The organism is Pseudomonas sp. R1-1 (genome assembly GCF_051132135.1).
Classification (GTDB): domain Bacteria; phylum Pseudomonadota; class Gammaproteobacteria; order Pseudomonadales; family Pseudomonadaceae; genus Aquipseudomonas.
The window spans coordinates 3,962,319-3,985,406 of sequence record NZ_CP071663.1 but is presented as its reverse complement, the minus strand read 5'-3'; the positions used below and the strand labels follow the sequence as shown (position 1 = coordinate 3,985,406).

Genomic DNA, 23,088 nt, shown 5'->3' with positions numbered 1-23,088 from the left:
AACCACAAGGGCGGATATATAACCGCCCAGAGGATGATCCATGTCCAACCGTGAAATATCCCGGCGCTCGTTCCTCCAGGGCGGGCTGGTGGCGGGTGTGAGCGTCACGCTCACGCCGCTCAGCAGTCAGGCGCTGGCTGCCTTGATGGAAAACAGCGTTACGGTGCCGTCCGAGCAGTGGCTCGGCCACAATGGCAAGGCGCGTCAGCGAAACGATGCCATGTCCAAGGTCTGCGGCAGCAAAGTGTTTGCCCGCGACATCCGCTCCAAAGACATGCCGGGCTGGCCGCACCAGCAAGGCCACGCCATGTTGCTGAAAACCATCAAGGCTGACCGAATCTACAACGGCTTCGACCTGTCCTGGCTCGGCACCGAGTTGCAGCCGGACCGCATCGTCACCGCCGCTGACCTGGACAAGGACGGCATCGTCTTCCCCGAAGAGCACGCCCCTGATCCGCTGCTGCCGGAAGGCAAGGTACCGATGTTCATCGGCCACCCGGTGGCGATCCTGATCTGGAACGATTTCGAGCGTTTCCGTCAGGCCAAGAACCAACTCAAATTCAATGACAAAGCAATTCGTTACGGCGACAAAGTGCCGTTCTACGAAGGCGATCCCTACGGCAGCTTCCGTTATGTACGTGTCGGCGGCCCGACCTCGGCGGATGAAGACGAGTTTGCCAGCCTCAAGGACTCGATCCTGTTCCCGATGCTGAAAAACCGTCGCCCGGTGTGGAATTCCCAGCCGAACCTGCACGGCAACCTGACCGAGCGCGGCCTGTTCTACGCCGAGCGCATGAAGAAAGAGATCGATACGCCGCCGGACAACTGGCTGGTGTTCGACGAGCGCTACAAGACCCCATCGATCGAGCCGGCCGCGCTGGAACCGGACAACGGCAACGGCTGGCACGATCCGCAGACCAAGACCCTGCACTTCGTCGTGGCCACCCAGTGCCCGCTGGAAGTGGCGACCGAGACCGCGAAAATGATCGCGCCGTCGCGCTTTGGCCTCGCCAATCTGAACATGCACCCGGGTTACACCGTCGGTTACGGTTCCAAGGACCACAACATCTTCGTCTACTACGCAGCCCTCGCTGCGCTGTATGGCGCTGGAGTGCCGGTGCGTCTGGCCAACGACCGCTACGAGCAATTCCAGAGCGGTATCAAGCGTCACCCGTTCGACATCCGCTATCAGTTGGCCGTGGACAAGAACGACTACACCTTCAAGATCTTCCGCGCTGAAATGAGCGTCGACGGTGGCGGTCGGGTCAACTACAGCCCATCGGTGGCGGCGGTCGGTGCGACAGCGGCGCAGTCGATCTACTACATGCCGCAGAACGATCTGCAGGTCACCGCGTACCACTCGCGTGCGGTAGAAGCGGGCTCGATGCGCGGTTACGGCACGCTGCAGAGCATGGCGTCGACCGAAATGATGGTCGATGAAATCGCTGATCGCCTCGGTGTCGACGCGATCGATCTGCGCCGCAAGAACGCCCTGCGTTCAGGCATGAAAAACACCCAGGGCGCGATTCCTGCCGGGGCACTGCGCCTGCACGAAATTCTCGACAAGGCCGCGGTGCACGAAGTCTGGAAAAACCGCGACGCGATCAAGAAGCAGCGCGAAGCGGCTGACCCGGACAACTGGTATGGCGTCGGTTTCGCCATCTGCCAGAAAGACTTCGGTACCGGTTCCGAGGCACCGATGGCTAGCATCGAGTTCAGTGCTGACGGGCGCATCAGCCTGCGCCACATCGGCATCGAAATCGGCACCGGCATGTCCACCTCGCAAGCACTGGTGGTCGCCGATTTCCTCGGCAGCCCGGCCCATGAAGTGAAAACCGGCGAAACCGAATGGAAGGAAATGCAGCTGATCACCAGCGGCAACCCTTACATCATGAGTCAGGACGAGCAGGACAACCTGCTGCGCAACCCGCGTTGGGTCGGCAAATTGGCTTCGGCATCGTCGGCGACCAACTCGGCTTACTACTTCAGCCACGCCACCCGGGAAGCGGCGCGCGTGCTGTTCAATCACGGATTGTGGCCGGCGGCGCTGGAGATCTGGCGTCAGGGACCGTACGGCGGCCAGGCCAACCCTTACGTGGTGCGTCGCGAAGATGCGCACTGGGTCGACGGCAAACTGACCGCCAACGGCATGCAGCCGCTGAGCTTCGAAGAACTGGCCAAGCGTGCTCACGAACGCGGTCTGGTCACTGCCGCTACCGTGCACGGTTTCAACCGCTGGAGCTGGGCCGAGGCTGAATACAGTATCGACGGCGTACGTGAACGCTTGCCGCTCGACGGTCTGGCGGTGAAGTACGGTGACGGCGCGCCGCAAGCGAAAAAAGCGCAGATGAACAGCGCCGGTTTCCATTTGCTCGATCGCCAGAACATCAACTACCCGGTGGTGCAGCTGAACAACGCTGCGGTGACTTACTACAGCCCGGTCGCCACGCTGGTCGAGCTGAAGGTCAACAAGGGCTCTGCCGAAGTTGAAGTGCTTAACCACCATTCGTGGGTCGAGTGCGGTCGCGTGCTGGTCGAAGAACTGGTCAAGGGCCAGCTCGAAGGCGGTATCGCCATGGGCATCGGGCACGCTCTGATGGAAGAAATGCCGCTGTACGAAGGCGGGCCGGGGGAGGGTGACTGGAACTTCAACCGTTATCGCTTGCCGATGGCCCGTCACGTTGCGGTGTGGAAGCAGACTGGGGAGATTCTGCCGCCGCTGTCGCCGAGCGATCCGTCCAAAGGCATCGCCGAAGTGGTGATGATCCCGATTGTCGGTGCCATCGGTAACGCCGTGGCGCACGCCATCGGTAAACGTGTTCGCGACCTGCCCATCACTGCTGCGCGCATCAAGGAGGCCCTCCATGGCTAACCGTCCGCTTCAACTGACCCTCAACGGTCAATCCGTCGGCCCGGTGGACATCCCTGATGACCTGCCGATGATCGACTACCTGCACGAATACAAAAACCTCACCGGTTCGCGTCTCGGCTGTGGCCAGGGCATCTGCCACGCCTGCGTGGTGATCGTCGACAACCCGGACGGCACCAGCGAAGAAGTGCGCACCTGCATCACTGGTGCGCATTACTTCGAGGGCAAAAAGGTCCGCACCGTCGAGTCCCATGCCAAGCGTGACGAGCACGGGCAGGTCATTGAGCTGAATCCGATCCAGCAACGTTTCGTCGATGAGTTCGCCTTCCAGTGCAGCTACTGCGCGCCAGGCTTCGTCAACGCCGCGACGGTGCTGGTGGAGAAGCTGCAGCGACAGCCAGTCGTCAAAAGCCAGCTGGAACAAGTCATCGAGGACAGCCTTGGCCATCACGTCTGCCGTTGCACCGGGTATGTGCGTTATTACAACGCCACCCGCAACGTGCTGACCGATCTCGGCCTGGTCAAGGAGGGCTGACATGAAACGTTTACTGACCCGCCTGACGCTGGCGGTTGGCCTTGCCGCGCCAGTGTTGTTCGCCCATGCCGATGAGCAAGTCAAGCGCGGCGAATACCTCGCCCGCGCTGCCGACTGCATGGCTTGCCACACCGCAGCGGGTGGTGCGCCATTTGCCGGCGGGCTGCCGATCGTCTCGCCGTTTGGCACGATCTACGGCACCAACATCACCCCGAGCAAGAAATACGGCATCGGTTTGTACAACGATGACGAGTTCTTCGCTGCGCTGACCGAAGGCAAGCGGCGCGACGGGGCGAACCTGTATCCGGCGATGCCGTATACCTCGTATCACCTGATGCCGCGTGCAGACTCCGACGCGATTCATGCCTACCTGAAAACCATCGAGCCGATCGAGCGCGCCGCGCCCGTCACCAGCCTGAGTTTTCCGTTTAACGTGCGCCCGGGCCTGATGGGCTGGAACATGCTCTATGGCAGCGCTCTGAAGCTGGAACCAGCCGAAGGCAAAAGCGAAGCGTGGAAGCGCGGCCAGTACATGGTCGAAGTGCTCGGCCATTGCGGCGAATGCCATACCCCGCGCGGCCTGCCGGGCGCAATGCAGCTGGACAAGCGCTTGACTGGCGGCATTCTCAACGGCTACCTGGCGCCGAGCCTGCTCGCCACCGATCTGGCTGCGCGCGGCTGGAATCAGCAGGATCTGGCGACGTTTCTTAAACATGGCATGAGTGCGCAGGGCACGATGTTCAACGAGATGTTCCCGGTGTTTCACAACAGCACCCAGGGTCTCAAGGATGCGGATCTGGCGGCCATGGCGACTTTCCTGCTGGGCGAGCAACCGCCGGCAGCCAAGGCGCTGGTTGAAGTGCCAGTCGAGCAGCTCGGCGCCAGCGCCCAGCGTGGCCGTCAGGAATACCTGAACGTCTGCGCCGGTTGTCACGCGGCGGGTGGCGAAGGCAAGCCGCACATCGCGGTGGCCATGCGCGGCAACACCACGTTGCGTCTGGAAGATCCGCGTAACCTGCTGCGGGTGATCGAGGACGGCATCGGCGAACAGAAGTTTTCCGGGTTCGAGCACATGCAACCAATGCCGGGTTTCGCCGACAAGCTCAGTCCTGAACAACTGACCGATCTGCTCAACTACCTGCGTCAAGGCTGGGGCGGGCAATCGGCGGAGCTGGTGGTGAGCGAGGTGCACAAGTTGCAAGCCGACGCACCGTCGATCGAGCACAAGGCGCACTGACATGCAGCATCTCGATCTGCAAGTGGTGCGCCGGGCGTTGGAGTGGTCACTGGCCGGGCAGCGCATCTGGCTGTGCACGGTGCTGGCCACCTATGGTTCGGCACCGCGCGCGCCGGGTTCGCTGTTGGCGGTGAACGACGGCGGGCAGTGGATCGGATCGCTGTCCGGTGGTTGCGTCGAGGAGGATTTTCTCCAGCGCGTCGCCGAGGGTGCGTTTCACGATGCCGTCAACGTTGTGCGTTACGGCGAGGGTGACGATCCGCGCTCGCGGGTCAGTCTGCCCTGTGGCGGCATTCTTGATGTGCTGGTGGAAAAACTCGATGCCGGCTGCGAGGTGCAGGCGCATCTGCGCGAACTGGAATCGGCGCTGCTTGGTCAGCGTCGTCTGATTCGTGAGGTCGATCTGGCCAATGGTGCGCGTGGTCTGTTCGCTGATCGCGAGCAGGGCGCGCGGATCGAGCGTGAGATTGATCGGGTGCGCATTCGTATCGGTGCGGCGCAGCGCTTGTTGCTCGCTGGCTACTCCAGCGTCGCGCAGGCGTGCGCCGAGTTCGCCGTCGGCCTGGGCTTCGAGGTGATTCTCTGCGATCCACGTGATGAAGTGCTTGAGGGGGTCGTACTCGATGGCGTGGAAATTCGCCGGCAGTTGCCGTCGGTGTTCATTGCTGACGGCGGCTGTCATCGTGACACCGCGGTGGTGGCGCTGACTCACGATCCACGCATCGACGATCTGGCGATGATGGAAGCGGTGCGCACCGAAGCCTTCTACATCGGTGTGATGGGTTCACTGCAGACTTCGCAAAAGCGCTTCGAGCGTTTGCGTCGGATTGGCGGTCTGGGGGAGGGCGAGCTGGCGCGGATACATGCGCCGATCGGTCTCAATCTCGGCAGCAAGACGCCGGCAGAAATCGCCTTGGCGGTACTGGCGGATATCGTGCGGATTCGTAGCGGGATTCCTCGGGACCAGCTATGAGTCTACGTTTGATGAAAAAGGGGCCGCTGTTCAGCGGCCCCTTTTTTTACATCCCGAATTTATCGCGCAGTCCGTAGTACCACGCGCCGAGTGCGGCGAACGGCGTGCGCAGCAGCTGCCCGCCCGGGAACGGGTAGTGCGGCAGATCGGCGAACGCATCGAAACGCTCGGCCTGACCGCGCAAGGCTTCGGCCAGCACCTTGCCCGCCAGGTGCGTGTACGTGACGCCATGGCCGCTGCAACCTTGCGAGTAATAGATGTTGTCGCCGAGACGACCCACCTGTGGCAAACGCGACAGCGTCAGCAGGAAGTTTCCGGTCCAGGCGTAGTCAATCTTCACGTCCTTGAGCTGCGGAAAAGCCTTGAGCATTTTCGGGCGGATGATCGCCTCGATGTTGGCCGGATCCCGCGCGCCATACACCACGCCACCGCCGAAAATCAGACGCTTGTCGCTCGTCAGGCGGTAGTAGTCGAGCAGGTAGTTGCAGTCTTCAACGCAGTAATCCTGCGGCAGCAGTGCCTTGGCCAACTCATCGCCCAACGGCTCGGTGGTGATCACCTGAGTGCCGCACGGCATCGATTTGGCTGCCAGCTCCGGCACCAGATTGCCGAGGTAGGCATTACCCGCCACGATGATGAATTTGGCCCTGACCTTGCCCTGCGGCGTATGCACAACCGGATAGGCACCGCGTTCGATACGCACCGCCGGCGACTGTTCATAAATAATGCCGCCGAGGGATTCAACCGCCGCCGCTTCGCCGAGCGCCAGGTTCAGCGGATGGATATGCCCGCCGCTCATATCGAGCATGCCGCCGACGTATTGCTCACAGCCGACGACTTCGCGAATACGGCGCTGATCGAGCAGCTCAAGTTGCGTATGGCCGAAGCGCTCCCAGAGGCGCTTCTGCGATTCAAGATGGCCCATCTGCTTGGGCGTGAGCGCGGCGAACACGCCACCGTCCTTCAAATCGCATTGAATATTATATTTGGCCACACGCTCGCGAATGATCCGGCCGCCCTCGAAGGCCATTTGCCCAAGCAATTGCGCTTGCTTCGGGCCGACGCTGCGTTCGATCACGTCAATGTCCCGGCTGTAACTGTTGACGATCTGCCCGCCATTGCGCCCCGAGGCACCGAAGCCGACTCTGGCCGCTTCCAGCACGGTCACGCGAAAACCGTTCTCCAGCAGAAACAGCGCCGAGGACAGCCCGGTGTACCCGGCGCCAATCACACAGACATCCGTCTCCACATCATCCTGCAGCGCCGGACGTGACGGCGCCGCGTTGGCCGACGCAGCGTAATAAGATTCTGGGTAAGGGGTGTTCGCCATCCTGCCGCCTCTGTTTAATATATTTTACGAGTGCGCTGATCCTACCCGAGTTGAAAAACCTCCGCCAGCCACCGGAAAAACCGCGTTGCCGGGGGCAAATTAAATATTTTGCATATTCATAGGGTTAGGTGAAAAAAAGGTGTTGACACCCCTCCGGAATTCCGTAGAATGCCGCCTCACAGCAGGCACGTAGCTCAGTTGGTTAGAGCACCACCTTGACATGGTGGGGGTCGTTGGTTCGAGTCCAATCGCGCCTACCAAACAAAATCCGCTCTGCTGGGCGGTCTGGAAGGGCTCACCGAAAGGTGGGCCCTTTTTTGTTGTCTGCGATTTGCCAAATCCGCTTGGTGACCAACCAAAATGAAAGGATTTCCAAGCGTGTGCGGTCAGGCGCTCTGCGCTTCGCTGCGTCCGCTTTCTTCCACCGCCAGATTTGTGAAGAAAATACAGCCTATGAGCCTTGCGAACAGTGTCAGTGTGTCGGCAAGGTCCGGGTTATCGAACAGCACGGCCCTTGAATCCAACGCGCACAATGCTCCCCACAATCTTCCATCCGGCAGAAAAACAGGCGCCCCTGCATAGCTCTCGATCGCAAATTGCTTCACGACTGGACGTGAGCACAGCCGACCGTCGTCACTGATTTTCGGCAGGAAAAGAACCTCGGGGTCGCGCCGAAACTCGCTGCAAAGCGTGGTCTCCAGATCCAGGGTGTCGCCGACGTTTATGCCAAGTTCGATCGGATCGTACGCCGAGCAGACTATCCATTCGGTTTCGGTGAATTTTGCGATCCCGGCGAAGCGTGTACCGGTCAGGCGCGTTACGAGCTGCAAGATATTCGTTGTTGCTTCGATTTCGGCAATCGCCGAGCGTTCTTCTGCACTCAGGGATGCTTTGAGAACAGTCTCACTCATTTCCATACGTTCAAATCTCCGGATTGCTTCTGCGTTGCCGGGCGTGTCCCTGACAACGTATCTACCAAGGTTCTTGCCAGCGTCGTTAGCGTAGCCTTCCTCGCGGACCTTTGTCACAGGACTATTTCCTGTGCCGACCGTTCGCTTTCAGGTACGTTAGTCCAGCATCCACTAAAATGATGTGGATATTGAAGGGGTTACAGTGCTATTGGACCAACCGGTTATCAGAAAACTGTTGTAGCAGCAGGTGGGTTTCAGTAATATCCGCCCCGCGTTCACCACCACGGTTTATGCATTTTTAAATCCCAAGCTTCCATCAGCTGCTTGGGATTTTTTTTGCCTGCGATTTGGCTTTTTCTTCTGCTGACGATTAGATTCGACGTGTTACGCGCGTCACGATTGTGCCGAGCGGAGCGCCTTGGCGCGCTGGACTTCACGCCTGGATCAGTCATGTCGAGGCGTTGTTATTGGTATCGATGGTGATCGCAGCGACCGGAATGGCGCGTGGCGTGACATTTGTTTAGCGGTGCGAATTCCCTGTGCTCTGTCGGAAACGTCCGACAGCCAGTCTTTGAGATGGCAGGTAGTATCTGGCGGGCAACGGGAGGAATGGCGTGTTGAAGTGAAGGCGGGACTTGCGTGTCAGGCGCCGTGCCCAGCGATGTGGGAAGCGGATGGCAAAACGGCGCGTAAAGCTCTAGCCAGTCATTCCACGAGGTAAACGGACTGGCTACTGACTGCGATGCGACTCAAGGCGTTTGTGGCTTGTCCGGAGCGGTCAGGCCAGCCTGGATGCGCTGGTAAATCTCTTCACGGTGCACGGCCACGTTTTTGGGTGCGTTGATGCCAATGCGAACCTGTTGGCCGCTAACGCCCAGAATGGTGATAGTGATGTCGTCGCCAATGTTTATGCTTTCACCGACTTTGCGGGTGAGTATCAGCATGGTCTTCTCCTTGATTGCTTTGTAGGGCACCTGATTCAGACAGTGCAGAGGTCGGTGGTACGTATAGATTAGTGCGAAGTCTCACGGTTTGGGTGCATCTTTCTGACGCGCAGAAGCGGCATTAATTCCCAGGGCGTAACTATACAGAGGCTGCAAGCATCAATCTCGTTGTTTTGTGCCCATTTTGCGGGGCTCGCGAAGATTTATGAGTGATAAGATCGCGGCTTTGAGATTTTCGAGGGAAGCGTTGTGCGCAAATTTGTTTGGGTAGTCGCAGCATTGGCACTGGCAGGCTGTGGAGAAGGTAAGCAAGGTGATGTGCCGACGCCGAAAACTGCCGTCGCAGCGCCGGCAGTGGCCGCTACTCCGCAGTGGGATCTCGAGGTGCGTGGAGAAACGCCGCAGGCGGTCAGTGATCTGAGCGGCTGGTTGATCGAGCATGCTTTCGTGCCGACGGTCATCAAGGACAGCAGTGGCAAAACGCGGATTCTGATTGGCCCGTTCAATTCCAAAGCCGAGGCCGAAGCACGGAAGGTGCAGGTGGACGCGGCGCTGGTAAAGGCGAAAAAACAGAACATCGAATCGGTGCTGATTGAGCACCCGATCGCGCCATGACCCATCCACTTGGCGGATCAGCCTAAAGGCTGTCACGGGCGACTCGTTCCTTCTGCAGTCGCTGATGATTACCAGAAGGAGCTCCCATGGCCTCCGCCAACCCGTACAAGCTGTTTGATACAACCCTGCATCGCAAGACCCGGTTGAGCCCGCACCTGATGCGCATCACATTGGCGGGTCCGTCAGTGGCTGAGATGGCTACCTGGGCGCCGGATCAGCGGGTGAAACTGTTTTTCCCGGCGGCCAATGGTACGCACGCGAAGCTCGCGCAGGAGGACGGCTGGTACGCCCGGTTTCGCGCGATGCTGGCGGATCGGCGCCCGGCGATGCGCACCTACACAATCCGCAATTTGCGCGCCGAGTTGGGCGAAGTCGATATCGATTTTGTTCTGCACGGCGAGACCGGTCCGGCGTCGCGCTGGGCACTGCATTCGCAGCCAGGCGATGCGATGCAGATCCTTGCACCTGACCGGCAATTCTCGGCGAAGGAGGCGGGCGGTTTCGAGTGGAAGCCACCGCAAACCCTCAAGCAGATCCTGCTGGTTGCCGATGCGACAGCGCTGCCAGCCGCAATGGGCATAATCGATCAGTTGGCGATGTCTTCGGCGCCGCCGCAAGTCCAGGCGTTTTTCGAAGTGGATAGCATGCAGGACATGCTTGCCTTGCCCGATTGGCCGGGGTTGTCCGTGCAGTGGCTGGTTCGCGATCAGGCGAGCGAGTCGGTTGCTGGAACCCTCATGGTGCAAGCCGTGCGGGCGGCTGTTCTGCCAATCCATGCGGCCTCGGTCGCCCAATCACCTGAACTGGCTGATGTCGATATCGAAAAAGACATTCTCTGGGAGATCGCCGATACCGCCCCGGATGGATTTTACGGCTGGATCGCCGGAGAGTCTGCGGCGGTGATGAGCTTGCGCAGATACTTGATCAAGGACTGCGGTCTGCCGCGTGAGTCGCTCAATCTGATGGGTTACTGGCGGCACAACAAGGCCGCCAGCTAACCAATGAAAAAAGCCTCGAACATCATGTTCGAGGCTTTCTTTTTTGCCTGCCGATTCAGCCGCAGGCTTTCATGTTCACCGGGCCGACGAATTCGTTGCCGCGTCCCATCACACACGCGACGCTCTGATTGCGCTGGCGCTCCCAGTCCTGCACCGGGTAGGTCTTGTCCCACGCCTCATACAGTTTTCGATCCTGTTTCGACAGGCGCAAGCCGTACTGCTTGCTCATGTAGAAGTAAGTTCGGGCGATCATGCCGCGGATCGAAGGGCGGGGCATGACTTTCTTTGCCTTGAAATCGACTTGGGTTAGGCACGAGCCATATTGGCCGGATTGGACCGGCAGCCAGCCGAAGCTGAAGTTGCTGCGGTCGCCATTCACCTCGCCAATGCTCGGCACCAGGTTGTGCAAATCGGCCTCGGCTTTCTGGTAGACCGGGTCGTAGCGTGTGCAATTCTTGCGTCCACCGGTCTGCCAGCATTGGCGCTGATGGCCGATTTGCCAGGCCGGCACAATGTGCTCCCACTCGATGCGTGAGGCGCGCTTGGCGCTCTTGCGCGGGACGTAGCCGCAGGCTTTCAGATCAACCCGGTTACCGGTGTATTTGCACCCGCAATAAAACTCCGTGGACTGGGGCGCATAGAGTTTCCAGGCCGCCTTCTTGGCTTCGGAAAAAGTTCGGGGGGCGCCGGCCTGAGCACCCATGGCGACAAGCAGCAACAGAAACGCAAAACAGCGGACACTCATTGAATCAATCTTCCTTCGGCACAACCCAAAAAATCTGTACGCCACCGTCGTCGCGATAAGCGAGGGTGACATTGTCGTTCTCGTCGATTTCCTCGAGCAGTCGCTCCCAGTCGTCCATCGGCTCGTCTGGCAGGCGGAAAATCAGTGCGGCTTTGGCTTTTTGGGCGGTGGGGGAATTGATGATTTTCTGAACGCGCATGCCCATGCGTTCGTAAGCGTCAGGAGCATCAGGGGAGGTGGCCACGAGGTTATCCTTATTAAGCTGTACGTGCATACAGTATTTAACTGTAAGCGTTTTCGCAACTGCTTAAAATTCAAGAAAATCCTCTGACAGTGGTTTTCCGATTTTGGTGTGGGAGGTATCGAATTTTTTGTAGGAAAGTGCGCGATGGCGGTAAGCAGCGCATCACCCGCTTTTTTAGACGGATGATGCGCGAATTGCCCGATCACGAATGGACCGGGCGGAGAGCACTCAATATTCCCAGAACATCCGTTGCAGCTCTTTGCTGTCGTTGGTCTTGGTCAGCGCGACCATCGCCAGGATCCGGGCTTTCTGCGGGTTCAGGTCGTGAGCAACGACCCAGTCGTACTTGTCGTCAGGTTGTTCGGCGTTGCGCAGAACGAAGCCGCCAGCGTTGACGTGGGACGAGCGAATGATCTGTACGCCATCCTTGCGCAGTGCCTGCAGGGCTGGAACCACACGGGAGGACACTGAGCCGTTGCCGGTGCCGGCGTGAATGATCGCCTTGGCGCCGGACAGCGCAAGAGCCTTGTAGGCCGTATCGCTGACATTGCCGTAGGAATAGGCGATTTCTACGTCAGGCAGGCTCTTGATGTTCTTGATGTCGAATTCCGAATCCATGGTGTGACGCTTGGCCGGCAAGCGGAACCAGTAGGACTTGCCTTCAACGACCATGCCCAACGGGCCCCAGGCACTTTTGAACGCCTCGGTCTTAATGTTGATCATTTTGCTGACGTCGCGACCCGACTGGATTTCATCGTTCATGGTCACCAGTACGCCTTTGCCGTGCGCTTCTTTGCTGCTGGCCACGGCCACGGCGTTATACAGGTTGAGCATGCCATCGGCGGACATGGCGGTGCCCGGACGCATCGAGCCGACCACGATGATTGGCTTGTCGGTTTTCTCCACCAGGTTCAGGAAGTACGCTGTTTCTTCCAGGGTGTCGGTGCCATGGGTGATGACGATGCCGTCGACATCCTTGCTGTCGGCCAGTTCGGCGACGCGGCGGCCCAGTTGCAGCAGGTTTTCGTTGGTGATGCTTTCCGAGGCGATCTGCATGACTTGTTCGCCACGCACGTTGGCCAGCTTGCTCAGTTCGGGAATACCGGCAATCAGTTGCTCGACACCGACCTTCGCGGCCTGATAGGTAGCGCTGTTGGCGGCGCTGGCGCCGGCACCGGCAATCGTGCCGCCGGTAGCGAGTACCACGACGTTGGCGAGCTTGGTCTGGGTTTCGGCTTCTTTTGCCTGAAGGGCGGTGGGCAGGAGCAGGAGGAGGGCCAATGCGCCCGGAACCAAAGTGTTGAAAGCAGATTTCATTATTTTTCTCTCTAGTAGTGAGACGGTGCTGATGCAGGTTCATCTAGATGCGCCCCAAGCCGATCTGGATGCCCGGGGTGCGATGAAGGGAGCAGGATCTGTACCAGCCGTACTGTGCCCCGCCAAAATGCTTAACCTGATGATTTACATCAAGATTTCAGGTGTAAGTAAAAGTTGGGCGCGAAGGTTTATCCGGTTTCCCGAACAAAGAGAGCTTTCGCGTTCGGCTCTCCGAAAAAGACTACGACCGCTGTCGAGCCCGTCGGCTGGCCGATTTTCGATTTTCTGCTAAAGAAATTCGGCCAAGCGCCGATGGGGGTTCAAGGAATCTGAAATCTGGGGATACACATGTCACTGACGGTCGGCTTTGCAAATCCGGGTGCTGTCACCATCGGCGGTAAAACCGCAGCAACGATCAACACGTTGAACGACGCGGGCAAGGACGCTTCTACCGAGGCCCTGGGCGTTGAAAAAGGCAAGAGTAATCAGGTCAGGACCGGTGGCGCCGCGCCCGAGGAGAGCAAAACCGAAGGCAGCAGCAACCTCAACACCACCGTGAAAATGCTCCTCAAGCGCATGCAGGAATTGCAAAAGCAGCTTCAAGAGCAACAGCAGCAGTTGGCCGCCGCCCAGGCCAAGAGCTACCCGACCCCCGAAGCCAAGTCCCAGGCGGTAATGTCGATTCAAGGGCAGATCGCGCAGACCAGCGCCGCAATGACGGAAGTCGCCGCTGCGCTGGTCAAGGAAATGTCTCAGGGTTCAACCAGCGGCAATGTGGTGAACACCACGGTTTGACGCAGAAGGGGCGAATCGGCGGATTCGCCCTACAATAAATGACGATTTCTGATTGTTGACAAATGGCGGCGGGATTCGCATAGTTCGGTCTACGCAAACGTTTGCGTCGCTTACCTCCGGTGCTATCGCCCCGTCTGCAAGCGATGTAGCTTACGCCAGCGCAAGCGTTGCTCACAATAATCATAAGATCGGAGTGAACCCATGAAGCTGCCATTCGCTGGACGTCTTCTTGCTGTCGCTATGCTGGCTGCCACAGCCGCCGCGCTACCTGTCTCCTCGGCGTTCGCCGAATCCGCTGAAAAACCCAAAGTCGCCCTGGTCATGAAATCCCTGGCCAACGAGTTCTTCCTGACCATGGAAGACGGCGCCAAGGCCTACCAGAAAGAACACTCCGCCGATTTCGACCTGATCTCCAACGGCATCAAGGACGAAACCGATACCGCAGGCCAGACGAAGATTGTCGAGCAGATGATCCTCGCCAAGGTCGATGCTCTGGTTATCGCACCCTCGGACTCCAAAGCCATGGTGCCGGTGATCAAGAAGGCCGTCGACGCCGGTATTACTGTGATCAACATCGACAATCAGCTTGATCCGGCAATCGTCAAAAGCAAAAACATCAGCGTCCCCTTCGTAGGACCCGACAACCGTAAAGGTGCGCGCCTGGTCGGTGAATACCTGGCAAAGCAGCTCAAGGCCGGTGACGAAGTCGGCATCATTGAAGGTGTGTCCACGACCACCAATGCCCAGCAACGTACGGCTGGCTTCAAGGATGCGATGGAGGCTGCGCAGATCAAGATCGTTTCCCTGCAATCCGGTGACTGGGAAATCGACAAGGGCAACAAGGTCGCCGCTTCGATTCTCAGTGAATACCCGAACGTCAAAGCGTTGCTGACCGGCAACGACAGCATGGCAGTCGGCGCCGTTTCCGCCGTCCGTGCTGCCGGCAAGGCGGGTCAGGTGAAGGTCGTCGGTTACGACAACATCAATGCGATCAAGCCGATGCTCAAGGACGGTCGCGTGCTGGCCACGGCTGACCAGTTCGCCGCCAAACAGGCGGTGTTCGGCATCGAGACTGCACTGAAGATCATCAAGGGCGAGAAAGTCGACAGCGGTGCCAACGGCGTGATCGAAACACCGGTCGAGCTGGTCACTCAGTAAGCTTCTGGCGACACAATGGCGCTCGTCCGTCCGGGCGAGCGCACGGAGAGTTATCTATGTCAGTTTCCGCCCCGAACGCTGTCCTCTCGGTCAGCGGTATCGGTAAGACCTATGCGCAACCGGTGCTTGCCGGCATCGATCTGACGCTGATGCGCGGTGAAGTGCTGGCGCTGACCGGCGAGAATGGCGCCGGCAAAAGCACCCTGTCGAAGATCATCGGCGGTCTCGTTACGCCGACCACCGGCCAGATGCAATTCCACGGCAAGGACTATCGCCCGGGCAGTCGCACCCAGGCCGAAGAGCTTGGTGTGCGCATGGTCATGCAAGAACTCAATCTGTTACCGACCCTGTCGGTGGCGGAAAACCTGTTTCTCGACAATTTGCCGAGCAACGGCGGCTGGATCAGCCGCAAGCAACTGCGCAAAGCGGCTATTGAGGCCATGGCGCAGGTCGGTCTTGATGCGATCGATCCGGACACGCTGGTCGGTGAGCTGGGTATCGGCCATCAGCAAATGGTCGAAATCGCCCGCAACCTGATTGGCGATTGCCATGTGCTGATTCTTGACGAGCCGACCGCGATGCTCACGGCCCGCGAAGTCGAAATGCTCTTTGAACAGATCACCCGATTGCAGGCGCGCGGCGTCTCGATCATCTACATTTCCCACCGTCTCGAAGAACTCGCCCGCGTCGCGCAGCGCATTGCCGTGTTGCGTGACGGCAATCTGGTCTGCGTCGAGCCGATGGCCAATTACAACAGCGAGCAACTGGTCACGCTCATGGTAGGTCGCGAACTGGGCGAACACATCGACATGGGCCCGCGCAAGATCGGCGCCCCGGCCCTGACGATCAAGGGCCTGACCCGCGCCGACAAAGTCCGCGATGTCTCGTTCGAAGTGCGTGCCGGGGAAATCTTCGGGATTTCCGGATTGATCGGGGCAGGGCGTACCGAACTGCTACGGCTGATCTTTGGTGCGGACGCGGCCGACAGCGGCAGCATCGCCCTCGGCACGCCAGCGAAAGCAGTCAGTGTGCGTTCGCCGGTCGATGCTGTACGTCATGGCATTGCGTTGATCACCGAGGACCGTAAAGGCGAGGGGCTGCTGCTCAGTCAGTCGATCAGCGCCAACATTGCGCTGGGCAACATGCCGGAAATCTCCAGTGGCGGTTTCGTCAACAATGGCGATGAAATCTCTTTGGCGCAGCGCCAGATCGATGCCATGCGCATCCGCAGTTCGAGCCCGACACAACTGGTGTCCGAGCTGTCCGGGGGCAATCAGCAAAAGGTTGTCATCGGCCGCTGGCTGGAGCGTGACTGTTCGGTGTTGCTGTTCGACGAGCCGACCCGGGGCATCGACGTCGGCGCCAAGTTCGACATTTATGCCTTGCTCGGCGAACTGACGCGGCAGGGCAAAGCGCTGGTAGTGGTGTCCAGTGACCTGCGCGAACTGATGCTGATCTGCGACCGCATCGGCGTGCTCTCGGCGGGGCGTCTGATCGATACGTTCGAGCGCGACAGCTGGACCCAGGATGATTTGCTTGCTGCCGCATTCGCCGGCTACCAAAAACGTGATGCGTTGCTCAATGAAGCGGCGCCTAGGGATCTCCCATGAAAACTGCATCTCCTGCCGGCAAACGTAGTGGCAACTTTTTTGGTCTAGGCACCTATCTGGGCCTGGCCGGTGCCTTGCTGGCGATGATTGCGCTGTTCTCGGTCTTGAGCAGCCACTTTCTGTCCTATAACACCTTCAGTACGCTGGCCAACCAGATTCCGGATCTGATGGTGCTGGCGGTCGGCATGACGTTCGTGTTGATCATCGGCGGCATCGACCTCTCCGTCGGTTCGGTGCTGGCACTGGCGGCTTCGACCGTCAGCGTGGCGATTCTCGGCTGGGGCTGGGGCGTGTTGCCGTCGGCGTTGCTTGGTATGGCGGTAGCTGCACTTGCCGGCACCGTTACCGGTTCCATCACGGTGGCCTGGCGGATTCCTTCCTTTATCGTGTCGCTCGGTGTGCTGGAGATGGCCCGTGGTCTGGCGTATCAGATGACCGGCTCGCGTACTGCCTACATCGGTGATTCATTTGCCTGGCTGTCGAACCCGATCGCCTTCGGTATTTCGCCGTCGTTCATCATTGCCTTGCTGGTGATTTTCATCGCGCAGGCCGTGCTGACGCGCACCGTATTCGGTCGCTACCTGATCGGCATCGGTACCAACGAAGAGGCGGTACGGCTCGCGGGGATCAATCCGAAACCCTACAAGATTCTGGTATTCAGCCTGATGGGCCTGCTGGCGGGTATCGCCGCGCTGTTTCAGATTTCCCGTCTGGAAGCGGCTGACCCCAATGCCGGCTCCGGTCTGGAGCTGCAGGTGATCGCCGCAGTGGTGATCGGCGGCACCAGCCTGATGGGCGGGCGCGGTTCGGTCATCAGTACGTTTTTCGGCGTGTTGATCATCTCGGTATTGGCGGCGGGGCTGGCACAGATCGGCGCGACCGAGCCAACCAAACGCATCATCACCGGTGCCGTCATCGTGATCGCGGTGGTGCTCGACACTTACCGCAGTCAGCGCGCCAGTCGGCGGGGCTAATATATGGCAACGATCAAGGATGTGGCAGCGCTCGCAGGCATTTCCTACACGACCGTGTCGCATGTGGTGAACAACACCCGGCCGGTCAGCAAGGAAGTGCGCTTGAAAGTCGAAGCGGCAATCCAGAGCCTCGACTATGTGCCTAGCGCGGTGGCGCGGTCGCTCAAAGCCAAGACCACGGCAACCATTGGCCTGTTGGTGCCGAACAGTCTCAACCCTTACTTCGCCGAGCTGGCGCGCGGGATCGAGGACTATTGCGAGCGTAACGGCTATTGCGTGATTCTCTGCAACTCCGATGACAATCCTGACAAGCAGCGCAGCTATTTGCGTGTGTTGCTGGAAAAGCGCATCGACGGTCTGATCTTCGCGTCTGCCGGTGGCGACAGCGCCTTGGCGCAGGGGCTGGCCGGGGTGAAAACGCCCATGGTCATTGTCGACCGCGGTCTTGAAGGCGTTGATGCCGATCTGGTGCGCATCGATCACGAATACGGTGCGTACCTCGCAACCCGTCATCTGCTGGAATTGGGTCATCGCGACATCGCTACTATCGGCGGCCCGGCGAGCACCAGTGTTGCGCAGATGCGTCAGGCCGGCTATTGCCGAGCGTTGGCAGAGGCGGATATCGCGGTGCGGCAGGAACGCATGCTGGAAAGTGACTTTACCAGTACGGGCGGCTACAACGCCGCGGCGAAGCTGCTGGAAAACAATCCGCCGAGCGCGATTTTTGCCGGTAACGACATGATCGGCATCGGTGTGTTGCGCGCGGCAGCAGAACGCAACGTGCGGGTGCCTGGCGAGCTGTCGGTGATCGGCTTCGATGACATTCAGATGAGCCGTTACGTGTACCCGGCGCTGACCACGGTGGGGCAGTCGATCCTGCAACTCGGTGAGATGGCTGCCGAGGTGCTGCTGCGCAGGATCGCCACGCCGAATCTGGGCACCGATCAACGCATTGTCACCCCGAGTATTGTCCTGCGCGAATCCACCGCACCGCTGTCCGGCGTGTTCACCGAATACCGCTGAAACCGAATTGATGAGTAATGATGTATGCGCGCAAATGTAGTGGTAATTGGCAGCCTGAACATGGATCTGGTGACCCGCGCGCCTCGGCTGCCGGTCGGCGGTGAAACCCTGATCGGCCATTCGTTTGCCACGGTGTCCGGTGGCAAGGGCGCCAATCAGGCGGTGGCTGCTGCACGGCTCGGCGCGCAGGTGGCGATGGTCGGCTGTGTCGGCAACGACGATTACGGCGTGCAATTGCGCGATGCGCTGCTGGCCGAGCAAATCGACTGTCAGGCCGTGAGCAGTGTTGACGGTTCCAGCGGCGTGGCGCTGATTGTGGTCGATGACAACAGCCAGAACGCCATCGTCATCGTCGCCGGTGCCAACGGTGCCATGACGCCAACCGTTATCGACCGTTTTGACGCGGTGCTGCAATCGGCAGACGTGATCATTTGCCAACTGGAAATTCCTGACGCCACGGTAGGTCATGCGCTCAAGCGTGCGCGCGCCCTCGGCAAGATTGTCATCCTCAATCCGGCGCCAGCCAGTCGTCCGCTGCCGGCAGACTGGTTCGCGGCAATCGACTACCTGATTCCGAACGAAAGCGAGGCGGCCGCCTTGAGCGGCATGCCGGTGGACTCGCTGCAGGCCGCAGAAAGTGCGGCCACCCGGTTGATCGCCATGGGCGCCGGCAAGGTCATTATCACACTCGGGGCGCAGGGTTCGCTGTTTGCCAATGGTCAGGGCTTCGAGCATTTCCCTGCGCCGAAAGTGCAGGCTGTCGATACCACGGCGGCGGGGGACACATTTGTCGGTGGTTTCGCCGCGGCACTGGCGAATGGCCAATCCGAAGCTTCAGCCATTCGCTACGGACAGATCGCCGCCGCGCTGTCAGTCACCCGCGCGGGCGCGCAACCGTCCATTCCTACTATGTCCGACGTACAGGCTTTTGAACCGGTATGAAAAAAACTCCTATGCTCAACATCGCATTGTCGCGACTGATCGCATCGCTCGGCCATGGCGACATGGTGGTGATTGGCGATGCCGGGCTGCCCGTGCCGCCGGGTGTCGAGCTGATCGACCTGGCGCTGACCCACGGCGTGCCGGATTTCATCAGCACCCTCAACGTGGTGCTCAGCGAGATGCAGGTGGAAAGCCACGCAATCGCCAAGGAAATCTTCGATAAACAACCGAGCGCCTTGAGTGCGCTCGAAACGTTGAACGAGGAGGGGGCTCTGGGCCGGCGCGATCTGCTCGGCCACGAGCAATTCAAGGTACTCAGCCGACAAGCACGAGCTATTGTTCGTACGGGCGAATGCCAGCCGTACTGCAACATCGTGCTGGTCGCGGGAGTTACGTTCTGATTTTTCGATTTCATCTGCACAAGGAATGCGCCATGCAACGCTATGCTCAGAAACTGCACCAATTGCTCCGGAGTCTGCTGCTTTTGTCCGTCATCACTGCCACCGGCGCCCAGGCGGCGGAGAAAATCGATCTGATCATCGACACCGATCCCGGCGCTGACGACGTGGTCGCCTTGCTGTTCGCGCTGGCCTCGCCGGACGAGCTGCATATCCGCGCGCTGACCACCGTGGCCGGCAACGTGCGTCTGGACAAAACCTCGCGCAATGCCCGACTGGCTCGCGAATGGGCAGGGCGCGAAGATGTACCGGTGTACGCCGGTGCGCCGAAGCCGCTGATGCGCACGCCGATCTATGCCGAAAACATCCATGGCAAGGAAGGCCTGTCGGGCGTCACTGTGCACGAGCCGAAAAAGGGCCTGGCTGAAGGCAATGCGGTCAACTACCTGATCGACACCCTGAAAAAGGCCAAGCCGCACAGCATCACCATCGCCATGCTCGGTCCGCAGACCAACCTCGCGCTGGCGCTGATCCAGGAGCCTGAGATCGTTCAGGGCATCAAGGAAGTGGTGATCATGGGCGGCGCGCATTTCAATGGCGGCAACATCACCCCGGTGGCGGAATTCAACCTGTTCGCTGACCCGCAAGCAGCGGAAGTGGTGCTCAAAAGCGGGGTGAAGCTGACTTACCTGCCGCTGGACGTGACCCACAAGATCCTCACCAGTGACGCCCGCCTGAAGCAGATCGCCGCGCTCAATAACAATGCGAGCAAGATTGTCGGCAACATCCTCAACGAATACATCAAAGGCGATATGGAGCACTACGGCATTCCGGGTGGCCCGGTGCATGACGCCACCGTCGTCGCGTATCTGCTCAAGCCTGCGCTGTTCACCGGCCGCGCGGTCAACGTCGTGGTCGACAGTCGTGAAGGTCCGACGTTTGGTCAGACCATTGTCGATTGGTACGACGGCCTGAAGGCGCCGAAGAATGCATTCTGGGTCGAGAATGGCGATGCCCAGGGTTTCTTCGATCTGCTGACCGAGCGTCTCAAGCGCTTGAAATAAACGACCCGCCCGCAGATGCCAGTCTGCGGGTTTTTTTATCCTTTCTCAGTCAGTTCCTGCGCGGTGACCTCGACAGGGTAGCGCTCGAACACCTGCTTGATGAATTGCTGGGCTGCTTCGGTGCCCAGCGCCTTGACCAGCAGATCAATGCCAATCAACGCAAGCTCCTCGGCGGTGCCCGGGCTGTAAGAGCTGTGTCCGTCTGCCCATTTGGCTTTGATGTCGGCGTCGATGTTGATGGTGTTCATGGGGCGCTCGAAGAGTGGATAGTCCGAACGTCGAGTTAACCATTTTGTCGTGCGCTTGGCACTGCGACTTAGGCATGAGCGGGGCGCTATGCGACACTTGGTCTTTTCCAGCGATCCAGAGGCTGTGCTGTGCAAATCGATTTGAATACTCCCGACGGGCTGACGGTAGAGGCTGTGCGCCAGTTGTTGGCCTCGGCCAGTGATGACGTGCACACCCAATTGCGGGTGACCAAGGGCGGTATCGCCTACCTGTCGACGGTCACGGGTGGTCAGGATGTCGACGGTCTGCTGTTTCGCCTCGAGACGTGGGCGAAGGGTTCGGGCTATGTAGGCAATGTGGCGGCCAGTGATGAGGTCTGGGTCATGCAGATCTACAACGCGCTAAAGGACAACTGGCCGAATCCGCCTTTCGACTACATAGACGTCTACTGAGCGCCATTCATATTCAGTCACGATTGCGGGCTGAGAACGTTGGTGCGCTCAGGCACACTCGGCGTTTTTCCGATTGTGCGGCCAGGTGATGGCTTTGCTCGCGAAACCAAACGCCGGATTGGCGGTCGCACGGTCTCAGCTTAACCATTTTGAAATCAAGGAGGCTTCATGCCTTTGAAGTTCGCGACACTGGGTGCACTTATGGCTGCTGCGCTGTTGGCCGGTTGCAGCACGAGCTCCAGCGAGTCGGCAAAGGAAAGCGTGGCGACCGACACTGGTCACAGTCGCTGTGAGGCAGCGGCGGCGCAGTTCACCGTCGGCAAGAAGGCTTCGCCGGAACTCCTGGAGCAGGCGCGCGCCAAGGCCGGTGCGCAAAATGCGCGTTTCCTCAAGCCGACCGACATGATCACCCTGGAATACCGTTCCGATCGGCTGAATCTCAACACCGACAACAATCTGGTAGTTACCCGCGTCAACTGCGGCTGATCGCAAACCACTTTGTTGCTGCCACAAAAAACCCCGTCACATGGACGGGGTTTTTTTAGTGCGCCGGGAAATTACTCTGGGCGAACTTGTGCAGCTTGCATACCCTTTTGGCCTTTCTCAGCCACGAAAGAGACGGTCTGGCCTTCTTTCAGGCTTTTGAAACCGTCGGATTCGATAGCTTTGAAGTGTACGAACAGGTCGTCACCGCCACCTTGAGGAGTGATGAAGCCGAAGCCTTTTTCATCGTTGAACCATTTAACGGTGCCGGTTTGGCGATTAGACATGGTGTATCTCCAAGAAACATATATTTTCAGTAGTACTGTGCTGCTCAGGCCAACTGGGCACACCCGGGTATCATAGTCGAAATGTTCGCTTTGGGAGCCCCCCGCACGTGCTGTTTGCCAATCAGTCGTGTTTTCTTTACCACCTGTTTCTGCTGAAAGCCCCGGTTTGAAAGGCTTGCAGCGAAAGGTAAAGACGATAAAAAAACCTGTAAAACCTGCATAATTCGTCTGAAAAGCTTCATTTCCAGCACTTTTTTCCAGCTTTCAGCCGATCAGAAAGCGCGGTTTTCTCATTTTTTCGCTGGTGGATTTGCCTTGCATTTGGCGATCTGGCCGAGGGCTTTCTGTTGCAGTTCAGGGGTGGCCTTGTTGTCCATCAATGACTGAATATCACTGGCCGGATAAGACTTGATGGCATCAGCGCCACAGGCGCAATGGGATTTGGCTGCAGCAGCGCCAATTTGCGGCGTCGCCGCCTGGGTGCACTGCGCCATGTATTTTTCACGCTCGCCCTTCGGCCAGTCGGCGTGAGCGCTCAGCGGCAGCAGCAGAGCAAGAGGGGCGACGACGGCGAATAAGGTGTTCAGACGCATGCGAGGATGCTCCTTGTGGGTCAATGTCTTGTTATCTGAGGGCTGAAGGGCCGATCTAGTTCAGCACTCTGGCACAAAAACGGACGGTTTGCCTTCTGCCAAATCAGCACGTAAGCGACCGCTCATCTGTGCTAGGATGCCGGTCTCATGCGTTTTCAGGCGCCGACGACCTTCAGTCCCGGCCGCGGTCAGCGTGCGAATATTCTGATTTGAATCCCAGTCACTCTGGTTCGGTTTTCCGGTTGGCCGCAAGGCTCCTGCCGCTGTAAGGCAGGCGTTCGTCATTGAATGGCCTGGACCGGATCTTGTACTGGCTCATCCCAACCCACGTGACCTTTGGTAGGGGTCACCACTAGGAGAGGA

25 protein-coding genes, 1 tRNA gene and 1 pseudogene are annotated in these 23,088 nt (G+C 59.2%); 18 read left to right on the top strand and 9 right to left on the bottom strand.

All coding sequences use genetic code 11. From position 1 onward, the window contains the following. Positions 1–40 precede the first annotated feature (40 nt). The 4 genes from J3P75_RS17870 to J3P75_RS17855 are packed head-to-tail and all read left to right on the top strand — an operon-like array spanning position 41 to position 5,614. Entirely contained in the window at positions 41–2,872 is a 2,832-nt protein-coding gene (locus J3P75_RS17870; protein ID WP_434707662.1) for a xanthine dehydrogenase family protein molybdopterin-binding subunit, read from the top strand. Beyond that, a complete protein-coding gene (locus J3P75_RS17865; RefSeq protein WP_434707661.1) occupies positions 2,865–3,404 on the top strand; it encodes a (2Fe-2S)-binding protein in 540 nt (179 codons plus the stop codon). Before J3P75_RS17870 ends, J3P75_RS17865 begins: the two co-directional genes overlap by 8 nt. 1 nt (position 3,405) lies before the next feature. Then, the gene (locus tag J3P75_RS17860; protein WP_434707660.1) at positions 3,406–4,641 is read left to right on the top strand and encodes a c-type cytochrome; all 1,236 of its coding nucleotides are present in this window, start codon (positions 3,406–3,408) and stop codon (positions 4,639–4,641) included. A 1-nt stretch (position 4,642) separates the two neighbouring features. Then, the gene (locus J3P75_RS17855) at positions 4,643–5,614 is read left to right on the top strand and encodes an XdhC family protein (RefSeq protein ID WP_434707659.1); all 972 of its coding nucleotides are present in this window, start codon (positions 4,643–4,645) and stop codon (positions 5,612–5,614) included. Between the two features lie 46 nt (positions 5,615–5,660). On the opposite strand, the gene J3P75_RS17850 is transcribed toward J3P75_RS17855, so the two are convergent. Then, a complete protein-coding gene (locus J3P75_RS17850; RefSeq protein ID WP_434707658.1) occupies positions 5,661–6,944 on the bottom strand; it encodes an NAD(P)/FAD-dependent oxidoreductase in 1,284 nt (427 codons plus the stop codon). Between the two features lie 183 nt (positions 6,945–7,127). Between J3P75_RS17850 and J3P75_RS17845 the strand changes: the two genes are divergently transcribed. Further along, a tRNA-Val gene (locus J3P75_RS17845) sits at positions 7,128–7,204 on the top strand. A 126-nt stretch (positions 7,205–7,330) separates the two neighbouring features. Here J3P75_RS17845 and J3P75_RS17840 read toward each other — a convergent pair. Further along, positions 7,331–7,861 carry a GAF domain-containing protein gene (locus J3P75_RS17840; protein ID WP_434711331.1) on the bottom strand — a complete coding sequence of 177 codons (531 nt, stop codon included), beginning with the start codon at positions 7,859–7,861 and terminating at the stop codon, positions 7,331–7,333. A gap of 416 nt (positions 7,862–8,277) precedes the next feature. Between J3P75_RS17840 and J3P75_RS17835 the strand changes: the two are divergent. Beyond that, positions 8,278–8,379, top strand: a pseudogene (locus J3P75_RS17835) (DUF2214 family protein); the annotation flags it as partial. 225 nt (positions 8,380–8,604) lie between these two features. Here J3P75_RS17835 and csrA read toward each other — a convergent pair. Continuing rightward, positions 8,605–8,799, bottom strand: coding sequence for a carbon storage regulator CsrA (gene csrA / locus J3P75_RS17830; protein ID WP_003179932.1), 195 nt, complete (start codon positions 8,797–8,799; stop codon positions 8,605–8,607). A 249-nt stretch (positions 8,800–9,048) separates the two neighbouring features. On the opposite strand from csrA, the gene J3P75_RS17825 reads away from it, so the two are divergent. Both J3P75_RS17825 and J3P75_RS17820 read left to right on the top strand, forming a co-directional pair. After that, positions 9,049–9,414, top strand: coding sequence for an SPOR domain-containing protein (locus J3P75_RS17825; RefSeq protein WP_434707657.1), 366 nt, complete (start codon positions 9,049–9,051; stop codon positions 9,412–9,414). A gap of 86 nt (positions 9,415–9,500) precedes the next feature. After that, entirely contained in the window at positions 9,501–10,412 is a 912-nt protein-coding gene (locus J3P75_RS17820; RefSeq protein ID WP_434707656.1) for a siderophore-interacting protein, read from the top strand. Between the two features lie 55 nt (positions 10,413–10,467). Here J3P75_RS17820 and J3P75_RS17815 read toward each other — a convergent pair whose 3' ends face one another. From J3P75_RS17815 to J3P75_RS17805, 3 genes are all read right to left on the bottom strand, one after another. After that, a complete protein-coding gene (locus tag J3P75_RS17815; protein WP_203421510.1) occupies positions 10,468–11,157 on the bottom strand; it encodes an endonuclease in 690 nt (229 codons plus the stop codon). 4 nt (positions 11,158–11,161) lie between these two features. Beyond that, entirely contained in the window at positions 11,162–11,431 is a 270-nt protein-coding gene (locus J3P75_RS17810; RefSeq protein ID WP_090282667.1) for a DUF1654 domain-containing protein, read from the bottom strand. 198 nt (positions 11,432–11,629) lie between these two features. Continuing rightward, positions 11,630–12,718 (bottom strand): asparaginase, encoded by a 1,089-nt coding sequence (locus tag J3P75_RS17805; protein WP_434707655.1) that lies wholly within the window; start codon positions 12,716–12,718, stop codon positions 11,630–11,632. 348 nt (positions 12,719–13,066) lie between these two features. Between J3P75_RS17805 and J3P75_RS17800 the strand changes: the two genes are divergently transcribed. The 8 genes from J3P75_RS17800 to J3P75_RS17765 all read left to right on the top strand — a co-directional run bounded on the left by J3P75_RS17800 (position 13,067) and on the right by J3P75_RS17765 (position 20,682). Next, positions 13,067–13,513, top strand: a complete 447-nt coding sequence (locus tag J3P75_RS17800) for a hypothetical protein (protein WP_434707654.1) — start codon at positions 13,067–13,069, stop codon at positions 13,511–13,513. A gap of 201 nt (positions 13,514–13,714) precedes the next feature. Then, on the top strand, positions 13,715–14,671 hold the full coding sequence (locus J3P75_RS17795; RefSeq protein ID WP_434590234.1) for a sugar ABC transporter substrate-binding protein: 957 nt from the start codon (positions 13,715–13,717) through the stop codon (positions 14,669–14,671). Between the two features lie 56 nt (positions 14,672–14,727). Next, positions 14,728–16,281 (top strand): sugar ABC transporter ATP-binding protein, encoded by a 1,554-nt coding sequence (locus tag J3P75_RS17790; RefSeq protein WP_434707653.1) that lies wholly within the window; start codon positions 14,728–14,730, stop codon positions 16,279–16,281. Further along, entirely contained in the window at positions 16,278–17,255 is a 978-nt protein-coding gene (locus J3P75_RS17785; RefSeq protein WP_434707652.1) for an ABC transporter permease, read from the top strand. Before J3P75_RS17790 ends, J3P75_RS17785 begins: the two co-directional genes overlap by 4 nt. A 3-nt stretch (positions 17,256–17,258) precedes the next feature. Then, on the top strand, positions 17,259–18,278 hold the full coding sequence (locus tag J3P75_RS17780; protein WP_434590227.1) for a LacI family DNA-binding transcriptional regulator: 1,020 nt from the start codon (positions 17,259–17,261) through the stop codon (positions 18,276–18,278). Between the two features lie 24 nt (positions 18,279–18,302). Beyond that, on the top strand, positions 18,303–19,220 hold the full coding sequence (gene rbsK, locus J3P75_RS17775) for a ribokinase (protein ID WP_434707651.1): 918 nt from the start codon (positions 18,303–18,305) through the stop codon (positions 19,218–19,220). After that, complete coding sequence (rbsD, locus tag J3P75_RS17770; RefSeq protein ID WP_434707650.1) at positions 19,217–19,621, top strand: D-ribose pyranase; 405 nt, start codon at positions 19,217–19,219, stop codon at positions 19,619–19,621. Before rbsK ends, rbsD begins: the two co-directional genes overlap by 4 nt. A gap of 32 nt (positions 19,622–19,653) precedes the next feature. Beyond that, positions 19,654–20,682, top strand: a complete 1,029-nt coding sequence (locus J3P75_RS17765) for a nucleoside hydrolase (protein ID WP_434707649.1) — start codon at positions 19,654–19,656, stop codon at positions 20,680–20,682. Between the two features lie 35 nt (positions 20,683–20,717). Here the strand turns inward: J3P75_RS17765 and J3P75_RS17760 are convergent, their stop codons facing one another. Then, on the bottom strand, positions 20,718–20,930 hold the full coding sequence (locus tag J3P75_RS17760; protein WP_434590217.1) for a hypothetical protein: 213 nt from the start codon (positions 20,928–20,930) through the stop codon (positions 20,718–20,720). Positions 20,931–21,059: 129 nt separating this feature from the next. Here J3P75_RS17760 and J3P75_RS17755 point away from each other — a divergent pair, with 129 nt between their 5' ends. After that, the gene (locus J3P75_RS17755; protein WP_434707648.1) at positions 21,060–21,362 is read left to right on the top strand and encodes a hypothetical protein; all 303 of its coding nucleotides are present in this window, start codon (positions 21,060–21,062) and stop codon (positions 21,360–21,362) included. Between the two features lie 168 nt (positions 21,363–21,530). Further along, on the top strand, positions 21,531–21,848 hold the full coding sequence (locus tag J3P75_RS17750; RefSeq protein ID WP_434707647.1) for an I78 family peptidase inhibitor: 318 nt from the start codon (positions 21,531–21,533) through the stop codon (positions 21,846–21,848). 71 nt (positions 21,849–21,919) lie between these two features. Here the strand turns inward: J3P75_RS17750 and J3P75_RS17745 are convergent, their stop codons facing one another. Together J3P75_RS17745 and J3P75_RS17740 are read right to left on the bottom strand one after the other, a co-directional pair. After that, a complete protein-coding gene (locus J3P75_RS17745) occupies positions 21,920–22,132 on the bottom strand; it encodes a cold-shock protein (protein WP_003179963.1) in 213 nt (70 codons plus the stop codon). Between the two features lie 290 nt (positions 22,133–22,422). Then, on the bottom strand, positions 22,423–22,725 hold the full coding sequence (locus tag J3P75_RS17740) for a hypothetical protein (RefSeq protein WP_434707646.1): 303 nt from the start codon (positions 22,723–22,725) through the stop codon (positions 22,423–22,425). Positions 22,726–23,088 lie beyond the last annotated feature (363 nt).

Coding starts and splice junctions, on each gene's coding strand:
- J3P75_RS17870 (WP_434707662.1), top strand. CDS start 41: ATGTCCAACCGTGAAATATCCCGGCGCTCGTTCCTCCAGGGCGGGCTG.
- J3P75_RS17865 (WP_434707661.1), top strand. CDS start 2,865: ATGGCTAACCGTCCGCTTCAACTGACCCTCAACGGTCAATCCGTCGGC.
- J3P75_RS17860 (WP_434707660.1), top strand. CDS start 3,406: ATGAAACGTTTACTGACCCGCCTGACGCTGGCGGTTGGCCTTGCCGCG.
- J3P75_RS17855 (WP_434707659.1), top strand. CDS start 4,643: ATGCAGCATCTCGATCTGCAAGTGGTGCGCCGGGCGTTGGAGTGGTCA.
- J3P75_RS17850 (WP_434707658.1), bottom strand. CDS start 6,944: ATGGCGAACACCCCTTACCCAGAATCTTATTACGCTGCGTCGGCCAAC.
- J3P75_RS17840 (WP_434711331.1), bottom strand. CDS start 7,861: ATGGAAATGAGTGAGACTGTTCTCAAAGCATCCCTGAGTGCAGAAGAA.
- csrA (WP_003179932.1), bottom strand. CDS start 8,799: ATGCTGATACTCACCCGCAAAGTCGGTGAAAGCATAAACATTGGCGAC.
- J3P75_RS17820 (WP_434707656.1), top strand. CDS start 9,501: ATGGCCTCCGCCAACCCGTACAAGCTGTTTGATACAACCCTGCATCGC.
- J3P75_RS17815 (WP_203421510.1), bottom strand. CDS start 11,157: ATGAGTGTCCGCTGTTTTGCGTTTCTGTTGCTGCTTGTCGCCATGGGT.
- J3P75_RS17810 (WP_090282667.1), bottom strand. CDS start 11,431: ATGCACGTACAGCTTAATAAGGATAACCTCGTGGCCACCTCCCCTGAT.
- J3P75_RS17805 (WP_434707655.1), bottom strand. CDS start 12,718: ATGAAATCTGCTTTCAACACTTTGGTTCCGGGCGCATTGGCCCTCCTC.
- J3P75_RS17800 (WP_434707654.1), top strand. CDS start 13,067: ATGTCACTGACGGTCGGCTTTGCAAATCCGGGTGCTGTCACCATCGGC.
- J3P75_RS17795 (WP_434590234.1), top strand. CDS start 13,715: ATGAAGCTGCCATTCGCTGGACGTCTTCTTGCTGTCGCTATGCTGGCT.
- J3P75_RS17790 (WP_434707653.1), top strand. CDS start 14,728: ATGTCAGTTTCCGCCCCGAACGCTGTCCTCTCGGTCAGCGGTATCGGT.
- J3P75_RS17785 (WP_434707652.1), top strand. CDS start 16,278: ATGAAAACTGCATCTCCTGCCGGCAAACGTAGTGGCAACTTTTTTGGT.
- J3P75_RS17780 (WP_434590227.1), top strand. CDS start 17,259: ATGGCAACGATCAAGGATGTGGCAGCGCTCGCAGGCATTTCCTACACG.
- rbsK (WP_434707651.1), top strand. CDS start 18,303: ATGCGCGCAAATGTAGTGGTAATTGGCAGCCTGAACATGGATCTGGTG.
- rbsD (WP_434707650.1), top strand. CDS start 19,217: ATGAAAAAAACTCCTATGCTCAACATCGCATTGTCGCGACTGATCGCA.
- J3P75_RS17765 (WP_434707649.1), top strand. CDS start 19,654: ATGCAACGCTATGCTCAGAAACTGCACCAATTGCTCCGGAGTCTGCTG.
- J3P75_RS17760 (WP_434590217.1), bottom strand. CDS start 20,930: ATGAACACCATCAACATCGACGCCGACATCAAAGCCAAATGGGCAGAC.
- J3P75_RS17750 (WP_434707647.1), top strand. CDS start 21,531: ATGCCTTTGAAGTTCGCGACACTGGGTGCACTTATGGCTGCTGCGCTG.
- J3P75_RS17745 (WP_003179963.1), bottom strand. CDS start 22,132: ATGTCTAATCGCCAAACCGGCACCGTTAAATGGTTCAACGATGAAAAA.
- J3P75_RS17740 (WP_434707646.1), bottom strand. CDS start 22,725: ATGCGTCTGAACACCTTATTCGCCGTCGTCGCCCCTCTTGCTCTGCTG.